General features: G+C 60.6%; 20 protein-coding genes. 10 read left to right on the forward strand and 10 right to left on the reverse strand.

The annotated features are described in order from the left end of the window. The first annotated feature begins 141 nt into the window (after positions 1–141). The 3 genes from groES to AC1DPR_RS11875 all read left to right on the forward strand — a co-directional run bounded on the left by groES (position 142) and on the right by AC1DPR_RS11875 (position 3,302). On the forward strand, positions 142–438 hold the full coding sequence (groES, locus tag AC1DPR_RS11865) for a co-chaperone GroES (protein ID WP_004675403.1): 297 nt from the start codon (positions 142–144) through the stop codon (positions 436–438). A gap of 74 nt (positions 439–512) precedes the next feature. Then, a complete protein-coding gene (gene groL / locus AC1DPR_RS11870) occupies positions 513–2,153 on the forward strand; it encodes a chaperonin GroEL (protein WP_018116667.1) in 1,641 nt (546 codons plus the stop codon). Positions 2,154–2,855: 702 nt separating this feature from the next. After that, the gene (locus AC1DPR_RS11875) at positions 2,856–3,302 is read left to right on the forward strand and encodes a hypothetical protein (RefSeq protein ID WP_037089657.1); all 447 of its coding nucleotides are present in this window, start codon (positions 2,856–2,858) and stop codon (positions 3,300–3,302) included. A 62-nt stretch (positions 3,303–3,364) separates the two neighbouring features. Here the strand turns inward: AC1DPR_RS11875 and AC1DPR_RS11880 are convergent, their stop codons facing one another. Then, a complete protein-coding gene (locus tag AC1DPR_RS11880) occupies positions 3,365–4,075 on the reverse strand; it encodes a glutathione binding-like protein (RefSeq protein ID WP_018856915.1) in 711 nt (236 codons plus the stop codon). Positions 4,076–4,288: 213 nt separating this feature from the next. Between AC1DPR_RS11880 and AC1DPR_RS11885 the strand changes: the two genes are divergently transcribed. Then, positions 4,289–4,732 (forward strand): DoxX family protein, encoded by a 444-nt coding sequence (locus AC1DPR_RS11885; protein WP_026371753.1) that lies wholly within the window; start codon positions 4,289–4,291, stop codon positions 4,730–4,732. 79 nt (positions 4,733–4,811) lie between these two features. Here the strand turns inward: AC1DPR_RS11885 and hisG are convergent, their stop codons facing one another. From hisG to hisS, 3 genes are read right to left on the reverse strand one after another with little or no spacing between them, the layout of a single operon-like run. Then, the gene (hisG, locus tag AC1DPR_RS11890) at positions 4,812–5,507 is read right to left on the reverse strand and encodes an ATP phosphoribosyltransferase (RefSeq protein ID WP_026371752.1); all 696 of its coding nucleotides are present in this window, start codon (positions 5,505–5,507) and stop codon (positions 4,812–4,814) included. Continuing rightward, positions 5,507–6,625, reverse strand: coding sequence for an ATP phosphoribosyltransferase regulatory subunit (locus tag AC1DPR_RS11895; RefSeq protein ID WP_113470008.1), 1,119 nt, complete (start codon positions 6,623–6,625; stop codon positions 5,507–5,509). Before AC1DPR_RS11895 ends, hisG begins: the two co-directional genes overlap by 1 nt. A 1-nt stretch (position 6,626) precedes the next feature. Further along, entirely contained in the window at positions 6,627–8,141 is a 1,515-nt protein-coding gene (hisS, locus tag AC1DPR_RS11900; protein WP_113470009.1) for a histidine--tRNA ligase, read from the reverse strand. 138 nt (positions 8,142–8,279) lie between these two features. Between hisS and AC1DPR_RS11905 the strand changes: the two genes are divergently transcribed. The 3 genes from AC1DPR_RS11905 to copM all read left to right on the forward strand — a co-directional run bounded on the left by AC1DPR_RS11905 (position 8,280) and on the right by copM (position 9,923). Further along, positions 8,280–9,038, forward strand: coding sequence for a hypothetical protein (locus AC1DPR_RS11905; protein WP_018856910.1), 759 nt, complete (start codon positions 8,280–8,282; stop codon positions 9,036–9,038). 90 nt (positions 9,039–9,128) lie between these two features. Further along, positions 9,129–9,494, forward strand: a complete 366-nt coding sequence (locus tag AC1DPR_RS11910) for a hypothetical protein (RefSeq protein ID WP_477816406.1) — start codon at positions 9,129–9,131, stop codon at positions 9,492–9,494. A 69-nt stretch (positions 9,495–9,563) separates the two neighbouring features. Then, positions 9,564–9,923, forward strand: coding sequence for a CopM family metallochaperone (gene copM, locus AC1DPR_RS11915; RefSeq protein ID WP_018856908.1), 360 nt, complete (start codon positions 9,564–9,566; stop codon positions 9,921–9,923). A 54-nt stretch (positions 9,924–9,977) separates the two neighbouring features. Here copM and AC1DPR_RS11920 read toward each other — a convergent pair whose 3' ends face one another. Next, positions 9,978–11,027, reverse strand: a complete 1,050-nt coding sequence (locus AC1DPR_RS11920) for an aldo/keto reductase (RefSeq protein WP_113470011.1) — start codon at positions 11,025–11,027, stop codon at positions 9,978–9,980. A 237-nt stretch (positions 11,028–11,264) separates the two neighbouring features. On the opposite strand from AC1DPR_RS11920, the gene AC1DPR_RS11925 reads away from it, so the two are divergent. Next, the gene (locus AC1DPR_RS11925) at positions 11,265–11,969 is read left to right on the forward strand and encodes an HAD family hydrolase (protein ID WP_018116678.1); all 705 of its coding nucleotides are present in this window, start codon (positions 11,265–11,267) and stop codon (positions 11,967–11,969) included. Positions 11,970–11,976: 7 nt separating this feature from the next. Here the strand turns inward: AC1DPR_RS11925 and AC1DPR_RS11930 are convergent, their stop codons facing one another. Beyond that, positions 11,977–12,456, reverse strand: a complete 480-nt coding sequence (locus AC1DPR_RS11930; protein WP_018856906.1) for a hypothetical protein — start codon at positions 12,454–12,456, stop codon at positions 11,977–11,979. After that, positions 12,453–13,082, reverse strand: a complete 630-nt coding sequence (locus tag AC1DPR_RS11935; RefSeq protein WP_018116680.1) for a DNA-3-methyladenine glycosylase I — start codon at positions 13,080–13,082, stop codon at positions 12,453–12,455. Before AC1DPR_RS11935 ends, AC1DPR_RS11930 begins: the two co-directional genes overlap by 4 nt. 210 nt (positions 13,083–13,292) lie before the next feature. On the opposite strand from AC1DPR_RS11935, the gene AC1DPR_RS11940 reads away from it, so the two are divergent. Further along, positions 13,293–14,033, forward strand: coding sequence for a L,D-transpeptidase (locus AC1DPR_RS11940; RefSeq protein ID WP_018856905.1), 741 nt, complete (start codon positions 13,293–13,295; stop codon positions 14,031–14,033). A gap of 135 nt (positions 14,034–14,168) precedes the next feature. Then, complete coding sequence (locus AC1DPR_RS11945) at positions 14,169–14,849, forward strand: L,D-transpeptidase (protein ID WP_018856904.1); 681 nt, start codon at positions 14,169–14,171, stop codon at positions 14,847–14,849. 118 nt (positions 14,850–14,967) lie between these two features. Here the strand turns inward: AC1DPR_RS11945 and glcF are convergent, their stop codons facing one another. From glcF to AC1DPR_RS11960, 3 genes are read right to left on the reverse strand one after another with little or no spacing between them, the layout of a single operon-like run. Beyond that, on the reverse strand, positions 14,968–16,281 hold the full coding sequence (glcF, locus tag AC1DPR_RS11950) for a glycolate oxidase subunit GlcF (protein WP_113470012.1): 1,314 nt from the start codon (positions 16,279–16,281) through the stop codon (positions 14,968–14,970). Between the two features lie 3 nt (positions 16,282–16,284). After that, positions 16,285–17,490, reverse strand: a complete 1,206-nt coding sequence (gene glcE / locus AC1DPR_RS11955; protein ID WP_113470013.1) for a glycolate oxidase subunit GlcE — start codon at positions 17,488–17,490, stop codon at positions 16,285–16,287. Continuing rightward, positions 17,487–18,926: an FAD-linked oxidase C-terminal domain-containing protein gene (locus AC1DPR_RS11960; protein ID WP_018856901.1), complete on the reverse strand. Its 1,440-nt coding sequence runs from the start codon at positions 18,924–18,926 to the stop codon at positions 17,487–17,489. The genes glcE and AC1DPR_RS11960 overlap by 4 nt, the downstream gene beginning before the upstream one ends. Between the last annotated feature and the right edge of the window lie 104 nt (positions 18,927–19,030).

Genomic DNA, 19,030 nt, shown 5'->3' on the forward strand with positions numbered 1-19,030 from the left:
GAAAAATTGCGGCCGTTCTTGACTCCCCGTTGGGCCACTCCTAAATGCTGCCTCGCTAGCACTCACCAAGCACGAGTGCTAACACCCATCCGTGCGGGCCGCTCTCGGCCTGCGAGTGTCATTTGATCGAGGGATTAGACAATGGCAAGCACCAATTTCCGCCCCCTTCACGATCGCGTCGTTGTCCGTCGCGTTGAGTCCGAAGAAAAGACCAAGGGCGGCATCATCATTCCCGACACCGCCAAGGAAAAGCCGCAGGAAGGCGAAATCGTCGCCGTCGGTTCCGGCGCTCGTGACGAGTCCGGCAAGGTCGTCGCTCTCGACGTCAAGGCTGGCGATCGCGTTCTGTTCGGCAAGTGGTCCGGCACTGAAGTCAAGATCAACGGCGAAGACCTTCTGATCATGAAGGAAGCCGACATCATGGGCATCATCGGCTAATCAGCCGTTTTTCCCCTTTCCGATTTTAGCTACGGGCCCATAGCCCGGACAACTCGAATTCAGGAGTTTCAATCATGGCAGCTAAAGAAATCAAATTCGGCCGCACCGCGCGCGAAAAGATGCTGCGTGGCGTCGACATTCTCGCTGACGCAGTGAAGGTAACGCTCGGCCCGAAGGGTCGTAACGTCATCATCGACAAGTCCTTCGGCGCTCCGCGCATCACCAAGGACGGCGTTTCGGTCGCCAAGGAAATCGAACTGGAAGACAAGTTCGAAAACATGGGCGCCCAGATGGTCCGCGAAGTTGCTTCGAAGACCAACGACATCGCCGGCGACGGCACGACGACCGCAACGGTTCTCGCTCAGGCGATCGTTCGCGAAGGCGCCAAGGCTGTTGCAGCCGGCATGAACCCGATGGACCTGAAGCGCGGCATTGACCTCGCTGTTGCTGAAGTCGTGAAGGATCTCCAGGCCAAGGCCAAGAAGATCAACACCTCGGAAGAAGTTGCCCAGGTCGGCACGATCTCCGCAAACGGCGAAAAGCAGATCGGTCTCGACATTGCTGAAGCAATGCAGAAGGTCGGCAACGAAGGCGTTATCACCGTCGAAGAAGCCAAGACCGCTGAAACCGAACTCGAAGTCGTCGAAGGCATGCAGTTCGACCGCGGCTACCTCAGCCCGTACTTCGTCACCAACCCGGAAAAGATGATCGCTGATCTCGAAGACGCCTTCATCCTCCTGCACGAGAAGAAACTCTCGAACCTCCAGGCCATGCTCCCGGTTCTCGAAGCTGTCGTTCAGACCGGCAAGCCGCTCCTCATCATCGCTGAAGACGTCGAAGGCGAAGCTCTTGCTACGCTCGTCGTCAACAAGCTGCGTGGCGGCCTGAAGATTGCTGCTGTCAAGGCTCCTGGCTTCGGAGATCGCCGCAAGGCCATGCTCGAAGACATCGCGATCCTCACGGGCGGCACTGTCATCTCCGAAGACCTCGGCATCAAGCTCGAGTCGGTTACCCTCGACATGCTCGGCCGCGCCAAGAAGGTTTCGATCTCCAAGGAAAACACGACGATCGTCGACGGTTCGGGCGCCAAGTCCGACATCGAAGGCCGCGTTGCCCAGATCAAGGCCCAGATCGAAGAAACCACCTCCGACTACGACCGCGAAAAGCTGCAGGAGCGTCTTGCTAAGCTCGCTGGTGGCGTTGCAGTCATCCGCGTCGGCGGTTCGACGGAAGTCGAAGTGAAGGAAAAGAAGGACCGCATCGACGACGCGCTCAACGCGACGCGCGCTGCTGTTCAGGAAGGTATCGTACCGGGCGGCGGCGTTGCCCTGCTGCGTTCCTCCGCCAAGATCTCCGTCAAGGGCGAGAACGACGACCAGGAAGCTGGCATCAACATCGTTCGCCGCGCTCTGCAGGCTCCGGCCCGTCAGATCGCCGAGAACGCTGGTGACGAAGCATCGATCGTTGTTGGCAAGATCCTCGAGAAGGGTCAGGACAACTTCGGTTACAACGCCCAGACCGGCGAATACGGCGACATGATCGCCATGGGTATCGTCGACCCGGTCAAGGTTGTTCGCACGGCTCTGCAAGACGCAGCTTCGGTTGCTTCGCTGCTGATCACCACCGAAGCCATGATCGCCGAGCTGCCGAAGAAGGACGCTCCGGCTGGCATGCCGGGCGGCATGGGCGGCATGGGCGGCATGGACATGATGTGATAGGCGAAAGCCTATCGCTGAAGCGTCCATAAAGCTTCACCGATCTATCTCCTGGTTTTCCCGGAAATAGGAAGGGCGGTCTTCGGACCGCCCTTTTTCGTTCCGGCGCATGATTCGCCAGGTGAGCTTTTTCAATCGTCAGGTGAAACGTTTAACCGCATATCTGAATGCGCCTCGCATTCGGCGAAGCTTTCGCAGAGCTTGTGAGCCTGCATTATTTCTTCCAAAAGCTGTGTTATCCGTTCGCTGCAATTTTATGCACATTTCAGAGCTCAGGAGAGCATTGAAACCGGTTACACTTCGGCAGCTGCGCATTTTTTTGCTCTTTTTCGCGTCCCCCATACTTTCACGGTTGTTTTTCCACTCACAGTAGCGATCGGCATTATGCAAAAAGCGGATTGCCGTTTGCATGAAAGTGCCTATAAATCCCCTCGCATTCGGCGCGTGTCATCAGCCGATGGGTCACGATGCGCATCGATCCTGGCCACGAGAATGCGACGTAGGATTCGGGACAACCCCCTCCCGAAAAATATATTAGAAGTTGAGTAACGCCCCCGTGAAATTGGAAGCGGTTCCGTGAGAAGAACCGGCAATCCAGACCCCATTTCCCGGTCGCCCGAGCATGATGCGCGGTGCAACATGAACCTGCTCATTTTTGCCGGACGTGCGGCGGGGGAAGCCGCACCTACGCTGGGGAAAAATTTGTTCAAAATCGCGAGAACCAACGCCGCGGCACCGCTTATGCCGGGCTCACTGGATATCAGCAATCATGATCCTGAAATGCTGGCGCAGTTTTCCATTTCGGAAACCTGGGTCGGAGACCTGTCCAGCGGCGTGATCCGCCTCAAGGAATGGAGCGCCCTGCTGCACGGACTCCCGGCGCGGGTATGCGGGCTTCTGAGCCTCATGCGCTGCTACGATCCGAAGGATCACGATCACATCCTGGAACTCTTCGAGCAGGCTGCGACGCTCTCCTCATCCTTCTGTTTCTCGACCACCATCATGATGTCGAATGGCTTCCGTCAGCCGTTGTTCTGCATGGGCGAGTCGAACGGCCACGACGATGCTAATCACGGCAGCATGCTCGGTGTTTTCATCTTCCCTCGTTTCAAGACGAATACCGGCGGCGAGTTTGCCAGGCGCCAATAGACGCTCCCGCACATGAAAAAAGCCGGCCTTTTGGACCGGCTTTTTGCATATTTGCCTCAGATTTACGCAGGCCGTGCCGGGATATTCAACCCCTTTTCCGAGGCCGGCCGGGCGATGCAGCGCTCTAGCCAGTCCATCACGGCCGGGAAGCTCTTATAATCCAACACCTCACGCCCGCCGTAGAAGATGTCTGCACCGCGGAGCCACGGGAAAGTGGCGATATCGGCGATCGTGTAGAGATCGCCCATGATCCACTGGCGACCCTGGAGGCGTGCTTCCAGTACGCTCAGAAGCCGCTTTGATTCGTCGCGGTAGCGCTCCATCGGATACGAGTTGTTGGCAACCTTATCGGCCGCGAATTTGTAGAAGTGCCCGAACTGTCCGAACATCGGTCCGATACCGGCCATCTGGAAGAAGACCCACTGGATCGTCTCGTAGCGCCCGGCTGTATCTGATGGAATGAGTTTGCCTGTCTTCTCTGCCAAATAGAGCAGGATGGCACCGGATTCGAAAATGCCGATCGGCTTTCCATCGGGGCCATTGGGATCGATGATTGCCGGGATGCGGCCATTGGGATTGAGCGATACGAATTCCGGCGACTTCTGGTCGTTCGTGCTGAACGAGATCAGATGCGGTTCATAGGACAAGCCAAGCTCTTCAAGCGCAATCGATATCTTCACGCCGTTCGGGGTTGGCAACGAGTAAAGCTGGATGATATCCGGGTTCGCTGCTGGCCAGCGCGTCGTGATCGGAAATGCGGAAAGATCTGCCATCGGGGTCTCCATCTTGGGCGGCCGACCATAAAAGAGGCGCACCATCGATGGCAAGCCGACTTCGCCAAGATCGGTCGTTCAATAATAGAGAACGAAGTGTCCCTTTCCGTCTATCTTTCCACAACAGCAAAAAAAGGCGACAAAGTGGCATCCGAGGTTGCAACCGTGCCGGGGCACAACAACCTCAAACGCCATTCAACGGAGACAACGTTCATGTCGAATACCAACAATATTGTCATTCTTGTCGCTCGCGTCCTCTTGTCGTTCATGTTCATCCTTGCCGGCTTCGGCAAGCTGACCGATCCGGCTGGAACCGCTGGCATGATCGCCGGTGCTGGTCTTCCGGCGTCGACTGCCCTGACCTATCTCGCAGGCGCCTTTGAATTTGTAACTGGCCTCGCGGTTCTCGTCGGCTACCAGACGAAGACCGTCGGCTGGCTGCTCGCCGCCTTTTGTATCTTCACCGCTGTCGTCTTCCACCTGCCGACGGTCAACGTTCCGGATTTCCCGGCTGCCGCTCTCGGCTGGATCAACGCCCTGAACCAGATCATGGTCATGAAGAACTTCACGCTGGCCGGCGCTTACATCTTCCTCGCCATTGTCGGCCCGGGCCTCTACTCGCTCGACGCACGCCGCGGCGCCTACGCAGTCGCCTAAGCGATCAAGCATCCTCCCAAGCATGAAAAACCCGCCGTCACCAGACGGCGGGTCTTTTCGTGTGTTGATTTGGCGATGGTCAGAGTGCCGAGCGAACGGCGTCGATCAGCCGCTGAACGGTCGGGTCGTTCGCGTGGCTTTCCTTGCGTGCCCTGACGAAGCAGGCCTGGGAGCGAAGGATGACGCCGTCGGACAAGATCTTCAGGTTGTTCGCGCGAAGAGTCGAACCAGTCGAGGTGATGTCGACGATGATATCGGCCGATCCCGAGGCAGGCGCCCCTTCCGTTGCCCCAAGGCTTTCGACGATCCGGTAGAGCTGGATGCCGTGCTGGCTGGAGAAGAATTGCTGCGTCAGCCGCCAGTATTTCGTGGCAATCGCCAGGCGCCGGCCGTGACGGGCGCGAAAGTCGGAAGCAACATCGCCGAGATCGGCCATAGTGTCGACGTCGAGCCAGATTTCAGGAACGGCAACCACGACATCGGCATGGCCGAATCCGAGACGCGCGCAGATCTCGACACGCTTGTCCGCCTCCGCCAGGCCCTCGCGGACAAGGTCTTCGCCGGTGACACCGAAATCGACGGTGCCGCTGCCTAGTTCACGGGAAATCTCGGAGGCGGAAAGGAAGGCAACTTCGACGTCGTCCCAACCTTCGACGCGTCCGCGATAGGAGCGATCGTTGCCGACAGCGGTGATCCTGATCCCGGCGCGTTCGAAGATCGCCGAGGCATCGTCCTTCATCCGGCCCTTGGAGGGCAATGCGATGGTAATCGTCATCATACGGCCCTCTCGGTTTCGATGCGATCCAGCCAGAGCGAGAAGCCGACGGCGGGAATGCGTTCCTTGGCGCCCAGGAAGGTCATCAGGCGATCGAAACGGCCCCCACCGGCGAGAACCGCCGACGTGCCCTGGACGCCGATCTCGAAAACCAGGCCGGTGTAGTAATCCAGCGGACGCCCGAAGGCTGCGCGGTAATCGATCAGCGCCAAATCGACGCCGGCATTGGCCAGAGCGGCCACGCGGCCGTCGAAACGCGCCAGCGCGTTGCCGAGCTTGAGGCCCGCGGCATCGGCAAAACCGGCCAAGGCCGCCGAAGCATTGATCAGCGGTACGTTCAGCGACAGGAATTCTTCCAGCACGCGGAAGGCCGCATCATCGAGGCGCGTTTCGGAGAGGATCAGCTTTTCCTTCAGACGGCGCGCGATTTCGAGCGGCGAACGGCTGGCATTCGTCGAATAGCCCGTCGCCTGCATCGTCGCATCTATGTGTGCAACAAGTGCTGCTTCATCGTCGGCGGCAATCAGATGTGCCATCTCGTCACTCAATCCAGTTACGAACTGAGGGCTGACGAGGCTTGCCAGCAGAGCTTCGAGCTGGCTCATGTTGCCGAAGGCATGGATCAGGCGCTTCTGCCAGCCGAGCGGCAGGCCAAGCGCCTGCACCACTGCTTCGAAGACAGCCTGATCGCCGAGTGTCACCGCAAGACGCTTGCCGGGAACGACGCGCTCCAGCACGCCGATCGCATCGCCGATCGCACGYGCGTCGGCAGCGGCAATATTGATGTCGCCAAGATCCTCGATCCCGGCTTGATAGAACTCGTTGCCGCCTTCACGCCGCTGGCGGAAAACTTCGCCGAGATAGGAATAGCGCTTCGGCGTGCCGGTCGCGCTCTCGATGTGGCGCAGGCAGACGGGGATCGTGAACTCCGGCCGCAGGCAAAGGCTGGCGCCCGTCTCGCTTTCGGTCATGAAAATGCGCCGGCGAAGATCCTCGCCGGCGATGTCAAGAAATGGTTCGGCCGGCTGGATGACGGGCGTATCTACCCGCTCCGTCTTTCGCGCCGCAAACTCTGAGAGGAGCTCGCCGGAGAAGTCCGGCAGGTTGATCAGGGCCATCTCAGCCCGCCCTGTTGCGGTCTTCGGCCTGCGCCGCCAGAATTTCCTTCACCTTGGCGACGAGGTCGCCTTCGGCAACTGTCTCCTGTGCGACGCGCGCTTCGCGCCAGCTGGCGTTGTCCTCGATCTCGCCGGACAGGCGCTTGCCTTCGATCAGGTCCTTGATCTGCACGACGCCCTGCGCCCGCTCGTCACCGCCCTGGATAATGGCGACGGGGCAGCCGCGGCGGTCGGCGTATTTCAGCTGATTGCCGAACTTCTTCCAGTTGCCCTGGAACATCTCGGCGCGGATGCCAGCCTTGCGCAATTCCTGCGTCATGTGCTGGTAGCGGCCCATCGACTCGACATCGCCGTCCATGACAGTGACCAGAACCGGCTCGATGACCTCGGCCTGGCCGAGCTTTCCGAGGTTCTTCAGCGCCGTCATCAGACGAGAGACGCCAATCGAGAAGCCAGTGGCCGGCACGGGCTGGCCCATGAAGCGGGACACGAGACCGTCGTAGCGACCGCCGCCACCGACGGAACCGAAGACGACCTTCTCGCCCTTCTCGTTAGTCACGTCGAAGAGGAGCTCGGCTTCGTAAACCGGGCCGGTGTAATATTCGAGGCCGCGAACAACCGAGGGGTCGATCTTGACGCGATCCGACTGATAGCCGGCGCTTCGCACCAATGCGCCGATGAAGTTCAGCTCCTCGACACCTTCCGCACCCTTGGACGTTCCGGCAACCAGCTCGGCAAGCTGCCCAGCGCTTTCGGTATAGTCCTTGATCCCGACGAAGAAGAGAACCTTGTCGATCTGTCCCTGGTCGAGACCAGCACCCTTGGTGAAGTCGCCAGACTCGTCCTTGCGGCCGGGACCAAGCAGGAGAGCAACGCCCTCGAGACCGAACTTGTCGAGCTTGTCGATGGCGCGTAGCACGTTGAGGCGCTGGCCGGCCTTGTCATCGCCGCCGAGACCGATTGCTTCGAGAACACCGTCGAGAACTTTGCGGTTGTTGACGCGGATCACGTAGTCGCCGCGCTTGATGCCGAGGGCTTCCAGCGTATCGGCCATCATCATGCACATTTCCGCATCGGCCTGCACGCCCGGCGCACCGACCGTATCGGCGTCGAACTGCATGAACTGGCGGAAGCGACCGGGGCCCGGCTTCTCATTGCGGAAGACATAGCCGGCGCGATAGGTGCGGTGCGGCAGCTGGATCTCGTTGAAATTCTCGGCAACATGACGGGCGAGCGGCGCCGTCAGGTCGTAGCGCAAGGACATCCACTGCTCGTCGTCGTCCTGCAGCGAGAAGACGCCCTCGTTCGGCCGGTCGGCATCCGGCAGGAACTTGCCGAGCGCGTCGGTGTATTCGAAGAGCGGCGTTTCGACAGGATCGAAACCATAATGCTCGTAGACTTCCCGGATCTTCGCGGTCATTTCGTTGACGGCGCGAATGTCTGCTGCCGAACGATCGACGAAGCCGCGGGGAAGTCTGGCCTTGAGCTTTTGTGGTTTCTTCTGCTTGTCGTTCATTTCCAAGGTATTCCGCTCGCTGTGACAGTGGCGGTTACCTAGCGGAAAGGGCCGGGTGCGGCAAGGGCGAAGGCCCTTGATCAGGAACACAGAATCGATTGAACGAGAGAGAATGGATCGAATGGCGGGAGCTACACGATGATTGCCGAGGCGCTTCTCTATGCTGCCACCGTTCCGATGACATTGAAGGCGCATCGCCGGTTCATCCGATACTCCGTCAATCTCTGGTCCCGCGCCGGCCGTTGCAGCCGGCAATGGGCGGAGCACGAGGAGCGAAGCCGGAACGCTGTGAGAAGTGCCATTGCGGAGTTGCGGCAGAGGAGGGCGGCGGTCGTTTTGGGCTCGGGCCTGCTCCGCGACGTGCCGATTGAGGAATTAGCCAGGACCTTTGACACTGTCGTCCTCGTCGATCTCGTGCATCTTGCCTCGGTGCGCCTCTGGCTGCGGCTCAAGCGCTACAGCAATGTTCGGCTGATCGAGCGCGATCTCTCCGGCTACGACGAGCTTGCCACGGGCAAACAACCAGAGCCGCTGGCGTTCCTGAGAAGCGTTCCGTATCTCGACTTCGTCGTCTCGGCCAATCTCCTCTCCCAGATCGGTCGCGGCGCACAACGCCGTTACGAGGCGGAACAGGCCGGCGCCATGCCCGCCGATACCGTCGCACAACTGATCGAGGCGCACCGGTCGGCGCTTGAGGCAGCGCCCTGCAAGACATGCCTGGTTACCGATGTTACCTATGCCGTGATAGACCGACAGGGGAAGGTTCATGACGAGACTGATCTGCTGCACGGCGTGGCGCTGTCATCGGTTCGGGCCAACTGGCAGTGGCCCGTGGCGCCACTCGGCGAAGAGAGCAATGGCTATCAGATCGTCCATCAGGTCGTTGCCGCGTACTAGCGCCAGCCTCCGCACGTCGGCCGACGCTTCTCTCGCCAAAGTGTATAAAGTGGGCTTGGCTTCTTCGCGCGCTGCACCTATTTTGACGATATGCGGTTTCTTGCAATCATAGCGATGGTTTTCGGCTGGTTTGCCTTCGGCACCATGTCCGCATGGGCTGGCTGTCCGACATGCCTGTCCATGCAGCCGGTCGCTGCGACGCCCAGCGCCGAGCATCATCATATGGCCGGCATGGATATGGGCGAGAAGGCCAAGTCGTCGCCGGCGCAGCAGGATCCTTGTTCGGCCGCCGGTATGGTGCACATGCCCTTCTGTTCGGCCTGCCTGGTCATTCCGCCATTGAGCGTCATCGCCGCGACCGGCAAGCAGATGTTTTCCTATCCTGCGCCCGGACCGGCTCACGCCATGCAGGATGCCCGCCCAGCACCGCTGGCGCCGCCTCCCCGGCTTGTCTGACGGTCTTCATGAACGCTGCGGCTTCGGCCGCGCATTGAATTCCAGTATCAGACAGAGGAAGGAAATCCCATGTCTCTGAAAGTTCTCGCCATAGCGGCCACGCTCGCACTCTCGTCCGCACCCGTCTTCGCAGAGGAGATGAAAATGGACATGAGCAAGCCAATGGGCGACCACGGCGCATCGAGCCACGCCTTTGCGCAGGCGAACGCTAAAATGCACAAAGACATGACGATGAAGTATAGCGGCGACGCCGATGTCGACTTCGTCCGCGGCATGATCCCGCACCATCAAGGTGCGATCGACATGGCGAAAATCGAGCTGGAGTACGGCAAGGATCCGGAAATTCGCAAGCTCGCGGAAGCCGTCATCAAGGCCCAGGAGACTGAGATCGCCGATATGCAGGCCTGGCTGAAGGCTCACGGCAAGTAATCGCAAAGGACGCCGGAGCACGAAGCCCCTGCGTCCGCCTTCACAAGGCCTTGATCAGCCCTTCGGTTCGAAAGGTTCCGGCCGTCGGGCTGCCCCCTGCCGGGCCAGCATCCAGCCCGGATATTCGGGCGCGAGTTCGCTGACCTCGTCCAGCTTCTTCAGGTCGTCCACATCGAGCTTCAGGTTGACGGCCGCCAGGTTCTGGTCGAGCTGCTCGACGCGTTTTGCGCCGATGATGACAGTCGTCACGAAAGGTTTCGCCAGGATGTAGGCAAGCGCGACGGTCGCGACGCTTGTGCCGTGTTTCGCGGCGATCTCGCGCATCACGGCAACGCAGGCCCAGGCGCGATCCTTGTCGACCGGCGGGAAGTCGAACGAGGCGCGGCGTCCTTCCCCGTTGCCCGGCGCTCCCGGCCCGTACTTGCCGGAGAGAAGACCGCCCGCCAGCGGCGACCAGACCATTAGACCAAGCTTTTCCTCCTGCATCATCGGCACGATGTCACGCTCGAGATCGCGGCCGGCGATCGAATAGTACGCCTGTACCGTCTCGAACCGGGCAAGACCGCGACGTTCCGAGATGCCGAGCGCTTTGGCGATGCGCCACGCCTGCCAGTTGGAGACACCCACATAGCGCACGAGACCGCGGGATACGAGATCGTCCAGGGCTCGCAGCGTCTCGTCGATCGGCGTGACCGGATCGGTGGCATGGATCTGGTAAAGATCGATATGATCGGTCTGCAACCGCTTGAGACTGGCCTCGACCGAATCCATGATGTGGCCACGCGAGGCGCCGCGGTCGTTCGGCTTGTCGCCCATGGTGCTATAGACTTTCGTGGCGATGACCACGTCCTTACGGGGAACGCTGAGGTTCTTCAGGGCCTGGCCGAGCAGCTTTTCGGATTCGCCGAAGGAATAGACGTCGGCCGTGTCGATGAAGTTGACGCCCGATGCCAGCGACTTCGCAACGATTTCATCGGCGGCTTTCTGGTCGACGTCGGCGATCGAGCCCCAAAGGTTCTTTTCGCCGGCGGCGCCGAATGTCATCGTACCGAGGCAGATTTCCGAGACGAATAGTCCCGTATTTCCAAGTTGATTGTAACGCATGGTCGAAAATTTCCTTGTGACGACCGCAGGGTTGCCTACGGACAGATGAGTTCATTTTTTGGTTGTTGGCCTGCACATGACAGGAGCAGCCGGAATGCGGCCGCGTGGAAGGCACTATCGATGTAAGGCGAGGCGGCGGCACTTCAACATGCCGTGTACTCGCCTCACGGCTTTGCGATGCTCTTGTATCGCGGCCATCTTTCAATAGATTCAAACCAGATTACTCGGAGATGGGCGATGACGACCCGCATGCTGACGACCATCGGTTTCGATGCCGACGACACGCTCTGGCAGAACGAGCAATACTATCGGCTTACCGAGGCGCATTTCACGGAATTGCTGGCCGATTTTGCAAATGGTCCAAGAATTTCCGAGCGCTTGCTGGAGGCAGAGAAGCGCAATCTCCGGCAGTACGGTTTCGGCATCAAGGGATTTACGCTGTCCATGATCGAGACGGCGATCGAGGTCACCGAGGGCAAGGTGCCCGCCAGTGTCATTGCCAATATCCTCGACACCGGCCGCGACCTGCTTTCTCACCCCGTCGAGACCCTGCCGCATGTGCAGGAGACCTTGGCGGCGCTCTCGGAAAACTACCTGCTGGTGATGATCACCAAGGGTGATCTTTTCGATCAGGAGCGTAAGCTCGCGCAATCCGGGCTTGGCGACTTCTTCCACGCCGTCGAGATCGTCTCCGACAAGACCGCCGTGACCTACCGGCGGATCTTCTCCAAGGTCGGCGGTGGCCCGGAACGGGCGATGATGGTCGGCAACTCGCTGAAATCAGACATTGTCCCCGCGATTGCCGCCGGCAGCTACGGCGTCTTCGTGCCGCACGAACTCACCTGGGTCGTCGAGCATGTCGAGGAACCGAAGGACGCACCGCGCTTTCGCAAGATCGAACATCTCGGAGAACTGCGCAGGTTGATCGAAGGCCTGGGCTAGCCCCTCATTACTGCCTTGAAGGGAAAAGTGGCGACGGCGATTGCTGTTCAGCCGGAGCCGTGGGCTGCGGCGCTGTTGCCTGCGGCTCGACGAGAATGCTGTAGGGCGCGCCCAGGCCGCGGCGCGGCGACGCCTTGGAATAATAGGGCCGCAGCAGCCAGGTGGTGTTGTCCTTCACCGTGACGGTGTAGCTGGTGCCATCCTCATCGGTACCAAAGATCGCCTCCTCGTCGGGCGTTGCCAGATCGAAGATCGAAAGGAAGGCAAACTTGCTCTTGGTCGCAAAGCTGATCTTCACATGCTGGCCAGCCTTGACGGGAAGTGTGTAAACCCGCCCGTTGCCGAGCTTCGTCCAGCCCTTGAGCTCCATGGTTGCAGCCGGAAACTGCAGCTTCTCCAGTCGCTCGCCGGGCTGCAGCTCCGGTGACTGGCCGAACGCTACGGATGCCACCAGGCAGAATGCGACGGTTGCCGCGAGCGCCTTCATGGGCGCACCAGCGCGTTGCGCATCGCCTCTACCTCGACGCGGCAGAAGCAACCTTCGATGTGATCGTTGACGAGACCCATTGCCTGCATGAAGGCATAAACTGTGGTTGGGCCGACAAACGTCCAGCCGCGCTTCTTCAGATTCTTGGAAATGAGAACCGATGTCGGCGTTGTCGGGTTGGCCATGACAGTGGCACGATCGACCACCTTTGGCCTATCGTTATGACCGGGCTCGAAGCTCCAGAAATACCGGGCGAGCGACCCGAACTCCTGCCTCAGTTCGATCGCACGGCGGGCGTTGTTGATCGTCGAGACGATCTTGCCTCGATGGCGCACGATGCCGGGATCGGCGAGGCAGCGTTGGATATCGCTGTCGTCGAAGAGCGCAACCTTCTCGAAGTCGAAGCCGGCAAAGGCAGCGCGGAAATTCTCGCGCTTGCGCAGGATGGTGAGCCAGGAGAGACCGGACTGGAACCCCTCCAGGCAGATCTTCTCGAAGAGGCGGATGTCATCCGTTACCGGCCGCCCCCATTCCTCGTCGTGATACTTGAGGTAATCCGGGAGGTTGGCGTGCCAGTGACAACGGCTCTTGCCGTCTTCGCCGATGATGATGCCCGTATCGCTCATGATCCCGCTTCGCTTTCGTGCTGCGAATCCGGCTTTACCATTTGCAAACTCTCTTTCCAAACCGAACGATAACCCTGACGAAAAGTTTATCTCTCGCTTCGGACTTGAATGAATTCAAATTTACGATTCGCTGGCGGGAACGGTGGCAGCGTGGCGGCAGGCGGCCGCTGCCGTCCGTGCATTTTCGGCCATTTGTAGAGAGTCCGTCCGATGATGAAATCCCTTCTGCTCGCCGCAGCGATGCTCGGCGTCTTTTCCACCGCTGCGCTCGGCGACGACCGTTATACAACGCGCCCGCCGGTCGTGCTAAGCCCGGACCTTGCAGCCCCATGGGTCATGCAGCTCGGCGGCAAGGTTCGTCCCGTCGTCTACCGACAACCGGCCTTTCCGAAACGCGGTCTGTTCACATCCGGCGTCTTCGGCCGCGCTCCGGCCGCCGTGGCGCAACCGGTGTCCGCCATCAATCCCGGCGTCCCAGTCGTCCGCCGCCAGCTTGAGCCGCAATTTCTGCCGCAGATCGTCACCTACGACACCAAGGAACGGCCCGGCACGATCGTCATCGATACCAACAGCCGCTTCCTTTACCTGGTAATGGAGGGCGGCAAGGCGCGGCGTTACGGAGTGGGCGTCGGCAAGCCAGGCTTCGAATGGGCCGGCGTGCACAAGATTACCCGCAAGTCCGAATGGCCGGACTGGACGCCGCCAGCCGAAATGGTTGGCCGCGAAGCCGCCAAGGGCCACTATCTCCCGGCGCGCATGGACGGCGGTCCCGAGAATCCGCTTGGCGCGCGCGCCATGTATCTCGGTTCGACGCTCTACCGCATCCACGGTACCAACGCCCCCTGGACGATCGGCAACGCCGTTTCCTCCGGCTGCATCCGGCTACGCAACGAGGATGTCGTTGACCTTTACGAGCGGGTAAAGGTTGGAACCCGCGTCATCGTCATGTAAAGGCTCCCGAATATCGGGCGCGCGGCCAAGAATAGTTGCAATTAGACATCGCAGCTGTTTCATTCCGCGCCGACATCTTGAACTGGATCGAAGTTAGGGTAGCTTCGGTCCGGTTTTGCTTTGAGGGAATCAACCATGCTGAAATTCGCGACGGCTCTTGCGGCCACCGGCCTTCTGGTCACTTCCATGTCCGCATCGGTCTCGGCGCAGCCGATTACACCCGCTCACGATGGCGCGCCTGTCGTTCGGGTCGCCGCACCGCCGAAGTCGGTCAAGCCGCAGTTCAAGCGCCAGCGCGTGCACCTCATCACCAACGAGGCACCCGGCACGATCATCATCGATACCAACCACAAGTTCCTGTATCTCGTCGAAACCAAGGACCGCGCGACGCGCTATGGCATCGGCGTCGGGCGCGAGGGCTTCGGCTGGTCGGGCGTGGTGAAGATCGGCCGCAAGGCAGAATGGCCGGGCTGGACGCCGCCGGCTGAGATGCGTGTTCGCGAGGCGGCGAAGGGCCACATCCTCCCGACCTTCCAGGAAGGCGGCGAGGACAATCCGCTTGGCGCCCGCGCCATGTATCTCTACAAGGGCGGCAACGATACGAGCTTCCGCATCCACGGCACCAACCAGCCGTGGTCGATTGGGCTCAACATGTCGTCCGGCTGCATCCGCATGATGAACAAGGATGTGATCGATCTTTACGATCGTGCGCCCGTCGGCACGAAGGTCATCGTCGTCGGCCCTGGCAACAAGCAGGGCGAAATCAGCTTCGAAGATCGCGGCATCGACGTGCTGCGGACGATTTTCGGCGGCTAAGCCAAGCAATTAGGCGGCCGGGCAACCGGTCGCCGATCTCAAACCGCGTATGCGGGGTCGCAAGCGCAAGGGCTATGCGATGCATGGGCTTTCGAGACCACCGGACGATCCGGCACCTCTAAGCCAGCGGCAGATCCTTTAGTTTCTCCGGCATATCTCCGCCGTAGGCCCAATCCAACAATTGCACCGTGTGAACGATCGGAATCGCCGTCCCTGTCGCGATCTGCATCATGCAGCCGATATTTCCGGTTGCGATCACACGCGGCTTCGTTGCTTCGAGGGTCTTGACCTTGCGGGTCTTGAGCGCATCGGAAATGTCGGATTGCATGATGTTGTAGGTACCCGCCGACCCACAGCAGAGGTGACCTTCGGCAGGATCGCGGACATTGAATCCGGCCGCCTTCAACAGCTGCTTCGGCGCCATCGTGATTTTCTGACCGTGTTGCATCGAGCAGGCAGAGTGATAGGCGACGATGATGCCCTTCGGCATCTGCGCGGGGAGCTCGAGCGATGCGAGATATTCCGTGATGTCCTTCGCCAAGGACGAAACGCGTGCCGCCTTTTCGGCATAGGCCGCATCCAGCCGCAGCATATGGCCATAGTCCTTGATCGTCGTGCCGCAGCCGGAAGCGGTAATGATGATTGCGTCGAGCCCGCCTTCTTCGAGTTCACGCGTCCACACATCGACGTTGGCACGTGCGCTCGCCAATGCCTGCTCTTCCCGTCCCATGTGGTGGACGAGCGAGCCGCAACAAACCTCTCCCTTGGGAACGACGACTTCAACACCAAGCCGTGTCAGGAGCCTGATTGTTGCCTCGTTGATCCCGGGATCGAGAACCGGCTGCGCGCAACCAGTCAAGATCGCGACGCGACCGCGTTTCTCGCCGACCGGCGGGTGGCTTGCCGCCGCGGCATAGGCGGAGGTGGGGGGAATGCGACGCGGCGCCAGCGCCAGCATCGCGGCAAATGGCTTCAATGCGGGCGCGCGCGCTAAAAGACCTGCGAACGGCCGCCCCGCTGACGACAGCTTGATCGCGAGGCGAAACCGATCGGGATAAGGCAGAACAGCAGCAAGGATGGCGCGCACGAGCCGGTTCATGAAAGGACGCTTGTAGGTCTTTTCGATGTGCGCCCGCGCATGGTCGACGAGGTGCATATAATCGACACCGGAGGGACAGGTCGTTACGCAGGCGAGACAGGAGAGGCAGCGGTCGATATGGGTAACGACCTCGGCGTCGGCCGGGCGCCCGTTTTCCAGCATGTCCTTGATCAGATAGATGCGCCCACGGGGGCTATCGAGCTCATTGCCGAGCGTGACATAGGTCGGACAGGTCGCGGTGCAGAAGCCGCAATGCACGCATTTGCGCAGGATCTTCTCGGATTCGGCAACGTGCGGGTCGGCAAGTTGGGCCGGGGTGAAATTGGTCTGCATGCCTCAAGTTCCTGCCATCTTCCCGGGATTGAAGATGCCGGCGGGATCGAATTTCAGTTTCAGTCGCTGCGATAGCAAGGCCACAGCCTCCTGCTGGGGCTGAAAGGCCGCAATCCCAGATCGCATCTTTTCAGGTGCGCGGATCAATGTCGCATGGCCACCGCCCAGCGCCTTGATGAACCGGCGCAAAAGGTCCGCATCCGCGTCGGCCTCCATCCGCATCCAGATCAGGCCGCCCTGCCAGTCATAGTATGCGTCAACACCGGCTTCGAGGCGAAGTGCCGCGACCAGCTGATGGCCGGTCCCTGGGGCGACGGAGACGCGCCACACCGGTCGAGCCGTACCGTCGGCATAGGGCGCGACATCGCGGATATCTCTCCAGAGACGGACACTGTCTGCCTGCTCGAAGCGCGTGACGGATCCGCATGCCGCCATGGCTGCGGCGAGCTTGGTTGCCCTGGCATCGACTGAGCCGGGCAGGCCTTCGATCCTGAGACAGGTTCCCTCGCCTTCGGAGAGCGTACTGTCGAGAAATTTCCAGGCGACGGTCATCGGCAGATGTGCGGCGCCGGAGACTTCGACCGGCAGCGCCATCGCCGCCGCCATGGCGTTGGCGGCCTCCGCATCGTTCAGCCCCGAGATGACGATCGTTGCTTCGGTTCTCGGCCGCGGTGGCACGCGGAAAGTTACTTCCGTCAGGAAGCCCAGCGTGCCGTGCGAGCCAGCCATCAGCTTGACGAGATCCAATCCGGTGACGTTCTTCATCACGCGGCCGCCTGCCTTGATGATCTCGCCCTTGCCGTTGATGAAGCTCACGCCAAGCAGGCTGTCGCGCGCAGCGCCGGCGACGAAACGGCGCGGCCCCGAGACATTGGCGGCAAAGACGCCGCCGATTGTCGGCTCACCTGTCGTTCCCATGATCGGCCGATGGTCCATGGGCTCAAAGGCCATCATTTGACCGTTCTCGGCGAGTGCGGCTTCGATCTCGGACAACGGCGTTCCCGAGCGAGCGGTCAAAACCATCTCGCCGGGATTATAGGCCGTGATGCCCCGCAGATTGGACGACCGCAGGCGGCTTTCCGCCGCCACGGCGTTCCCGAAACCCGAGCGAGTGTTGCCGCCGCAGATCGCCAGCGGCTCGCCGGCCTCGGTGTGGCTGCGGACGATTGCCGCGGCCTCTTCGTCCGTTGTGGGCGATAGATCGATCATGCGGCCGGACGTCCCTCGAGCGGGAAAACCTTGGAGGGGTTCAGGAGCCAGGCCGGATCGAAGGCGGCGCGCGCCGCCATCTGCTGCTCCAGGTCCGCCTCGGAATACTGATGACGCATCAGGTCGCGTTTTTCGATGCCGACGCCATGCTCGCCCGTGAGGCAGCCGCCCGCATCGACACAGAGCTTCAGGATCTCCATCCCCGCAGCTTCCGCACGGGCGGCATCTTCCGGATCATTCGCATTGAACAGGATCAGCGGATGCATATTGCCATCGCCGGCATGGAAGACGTTGGCGACGCGAAGCCCATAGCTGTCGATGATTTCAGAGGTTTTCGTCAGCACATAAGAAAGCTGGCTGAGCGGCACGGTTCCGTCCATGCAGATATAGTCTGCTATCCGGCCAGTCGCGCCGAAGGCGGATTTCCTGCCCTTCCAGATCAGCGCCGCCTCGGTTGCCGACTGGCATTCGCGGACGGTTTTCACGCCATGCTTGCGCGCGATTTCGACGATGCTCTTCAGCATGTCGTCCATTTCCGCCTCCGATCCTTCGACCTCGACGATCAATAGCGCCCCCACATCCAGCGGATAGCCGGCCTTGGCGAAGGCCTCGCAGATTTCGATCGCTGGCTTGTCCATGAATTCGATCGCGACGGGAATGATCCCTGATGCGATGATGTCGGCGACACAGGATCCCGCCTCCTCGGACGTATCAAAGCCGAAGAGGACCGGCCGCGCGCCCTCCGGTTTGGCGATCAGGCGGACAGTCGCTTCGGTGACTATCCCAAGCTGGCCCTCATGTCCGCAGACAAGGCCAAGCAAGTCGTAGCCTCCGGCGTCCAATGCCTTGCCGCCGAAATCGATGACGGTGCCATCGGTCAGCACCATCTTGACGCCGAGCAGGTTGTTGGTCGTCACCCCATATTTCAGGCAATGCGCGCCACCGGAATTCATGCCGATATTGCCGCCGATCGTGCAGGCCAGCTGTGAGCTCGGATCGGGCGCATAGAAGAAGCCGTCCGCCGAGACGGATTCTGAAATATTCAGGTTGGTTACGCCGGCTTCGACGACCGCCACGCGGTTGGCCAGATCGATTTCGAGAATGCGGTTCATCTTGGAAACGCAAATGACGACCGCATCCTCCTGTGGGATTGCTCCGCCCGAGAGTGACGTTCCGGCGCCGCGCGGCACCACCGGCACGCCATAGCGATGACAGTATTTCATGACCGCAGCCACTTCCGCGGTCGTCCGCGGCAGGGCAACAGCAAGCGGCATCCGGCGATAGGAAACGAAGGCATCGGTCTCGAACGGCATCAACTCGCGCGCCTCGTGCACCAGGCATTCCGGCGGCAGCAGGTCGATGAGATCTGCGACGATCTGCCTGCGGCGGGCAAGCACGTCGGCACGCGGGGCGAGAAACGAAATAGTATCGGACATGACTCTCTCCCTTCGCTCCGACAGCGAAAACCGGAGACATCCTCTGCGCTGCCGGCTCAGTCGGGCTTAGCACTTTCCCGATTACGGCGCAAATGCTAAGCACT

Source organism: Rhizobium sp. 01T417, assembly GCF_056398905.1.

Excerpts from the sequence above, each read along its gene's own strand:
- AC1DPR_RS11945 (WP_018856904.1), top strand. The coding sequence starts at position 14,169 with ATGCTGAAATTCGCGACGGCTCTTGCGGCCACCGGCCTTCTGGTCACT.
- AC1DPR_RS11905 (WP_018856910.1), top strand. The coding sequence starts at position 8,280 with ATGATTGCCGAGGCGCTTCTCTATGCTGCCACCGTTCCGATGACATTG.
- copM (WP_018856908.1), top strand. The coding sequence starts at position 9,564 with ATGTCTCTGAAAGTTCTCGCCATAGCGGCCACGCTCGCACTCTCGTCC.
- AC1DPR_RS11935 (WP_018116680.1), bottom strand. The coding sequence starts at position 13,082 with ATGAGCGATACGGGCATCATCATCGGCGAAGACGGCAAGAGCCGTTGT.
- AC1DPR_RS11930 (WP_018856906.1), bottom strand. The coding sequence starts at position 12,456 with ATGAAGGCGCTCGCGGCAACCGTCGCATTCTGCCTGGTGGCATCCGTA.
- AC1DPR_RS11880 (WP_018856915.1), bottom strand. The coding sequence starts at position 4,075 with ATGGCAGATCTTTCCGCATTTCCGATCACGACGCGCTGGCCAGCAGCG.
- AC1DPR_RS11940 (WP_018856905.1), top strand. The coding sequence starts at position 13,293 with ATGATGAAATCCCTTCTGCTCGCCGCAGCGATGCTCGGCGTCTTTTCC.
- AC1DPR_RS11920 (WP_113470011.1), bottom strand. The coding sequence starts at position 11,027 with ATGCGTTACAATCAACTTGGAAATACGGGACTATTCGTCTCGGAAATC.
- glcF (WP_113470012.1), bottom strand. The coding sequence starts at position 16,281 with ATGCAGACCAATTTCACCCCGGCCCAACTTGCCGACCCGCACGTTGCC.
- groES (WP_004675403.1), top strand. The coding sequence starts at position 142 with ATGGCAAGCACCAATTTCCGCCCCCTTCACGATCGCGTCGTTGTCCGT.
- hisS (WP_113470009.1), bottom strand. The coding sequence starts at position 8,141 with ATGAACGACAAGCAGAAGAAACCACAAAAGCTCAAGGCCAGACTTCCC.
- hisG (WP_026371752.1), bottom strand. The coding sequence starts at position 5,507 with ATGACGATTACCATCGCATTGCCCTCCAAGGGCCGGATGAAGGACGAT.
- AC1DPR_RS11925 (WP_018116678.1), top strand. The coding sequence starts at position 11,265 with ATGACGACCCGCATGCTGACGACCATCGGTTTCGATGCCGACGACACG.
- AC1DPR_RS11910 (WP_477816406.1), top strand. The coding sequence starts at position 9,129 with ATGCGGTTTCTTGCAATCATAGCGATGGTTTTCGGCTGGTTTGCCTTC.
- AC1DPR_RS11885 (WP_026371753.1), top strand. The coding sequence starts at position 4,289 with ATGTCGAATACCAACAATATTGTCATTCTTGTCGCTCGCGTCCTCTTG.
- glcE (WP_113470013.1), bottom strand. The coding sequence starts at position 17,490 with ATGATCGATCTATCGCCCACAACGGACGAAGAGGCCGCGGCAATCGTC.
- AC1DPR_RS11960 (WP_018856901.1), bottom strand. The coding sequence starts at position 18,926 with ATGTCCGATACTATTTCGTTTCTCGCCCCGCGTGCCGACGTGCTTGCC.
- groL (WP_018116667.1), top strand. The coding sequence starts at position 513 with ATGGCAGCTAAAGAAATCAAATTCGGCCGCACCGCGCGCGAAAAGATG.